Source organism: Thauera sp. 63 (genome assembly GCF_000310165.2).
Classification (GTDB): domain Bacteria; phylum Pseudomonadota; class Gammaproteobacteria; order Burkholderiales; family Rhodocyclaceae; genus Thauera; species Thauera humireducens.
In genome coordinates, this window is sequence record NZ_AMXC01000077.1 from 1 (window position 1) to 1302 (window position 1302).

Consider the following 1302-nt stretch of genomic DNA (forward strand, 5'->3'; position numbering starts at 1 on the left):
CCCAATGCTCTCAACTTAACGCTCCCTTATAGGACATATGCAAATGTGGCTTGCTTCGGGGCGGTCGTGGGTAGCTTCTGCCTGGCTGGATGCGGCATCGACTGCGGCCCATGGCGGCCAGGGTATCGGGCAATGCCGCCCATGCCTGAGCGATGCCGAGCAGGCACCCGGCGAGGATGGGCTTGAGTGCGCCGAATGCGTAGGTGCGATTCGGGCGGGAGCCGGTCTGGATGGCGTCGTCAGTGCCGCTGCCGCTGAGCAGTGCGCACAGGTTGTCGGCCAGGATCTTGGCGGCGAAGTCCTGCTGCAGGGCGAGGTAGTTCAACCCCGTCGTGGCCTCGAGGCGCAGACGATGCTTGATGCGCTTGAAGGCCTCCTCGACGCGCCAGCGCTGGTGATAGAGCGCGCTGAACTGCGCGGCCGGATACGACTGGGCATCGAGCAGGTTGGTCATCAGGACGCGGATCTGGCCGTTCGGAGCGATGTTGCGGATCAGGCGCACGGTGGTGGCGGTGCGGGCCAGATCGAACGTGCTGGCATCGCGTGCGGTGGGCGGCGACAGTGTGACCACGCGCTCGGCCTCGTTCGAGCGTCGGAAGTCGGCGACGCAACGCCAGCCGCTGGCATCGACGCGCAGACAGAAGGCCATGCCGTGTTGCGCCAGCGTCGCTGCCATGGTGTTGCCGACGTAACCTCGGTCGAGCACGAGCAGATCCTGCGCCGGATCGAGTGCGTCGAGCGGCTCGAACAGCATCTGCCGCTCCGAGCCGTCGGCCGGATGCAGACTGGCGTGCAGCGTGAGTTCGGTGCCCGGCAGAAACAAGGCAAACGCGTAGTGGTCCGCCGTCAGTGCGGCCGTCTTGCGTGTCGACACACGCAGGCGCGACGCATCAGCCGCCACCACGCGGCGGCCATTCCAGCGTGCCGCCTCTATGTGCGGGCGCGCCAGGTGCAGCAGGTGCGCACTGGCCAATTCGAACAGCCGGCCCGAAAATCCCTGGCGGGCCTTGCTGAAGGCCTGTGCGCTGACCTCGCGGATCCGCCCGGGCACCGCATGCAGGCGACCGAAAAAGGCGTCGAGTTCGGCTTGAACGCTCGCGCACATGCCCGAGATCATCATGGCCGCCAGGCGCGGCAGGGTGAGCTTGCGATCGCGGGTGAAGGCCCCAGGCCGAAGACGTACCTGCTCGGCCAGCGCGGGGTCGAGCAGAAAGTCAGCGAACTCGGACAGCAGCGACTCGTGGTCGAGTATTCGAGTTCATATTGTCTATTTATCAATGACTTAACGAACGCCATTTTACC

General features: G+C 65.4%; 1 protein-coding gene. It reads right to left on the minus strand.

Features of this window, described 5'->3' with window-relative positions:
• Positions 1-10: 10 nt before the first annotated feature.
• Complete coding sequence (locus tag C664_RS20005; protein ID WP_320415431.1) at positions 11-1252, minus strand: IS4 family transposase; 1242 nt, start codon at positions 1250-1252, stop codon at positions 11-13.
• Positions 1253-1302: the final 50 nt, after the last annotated feature.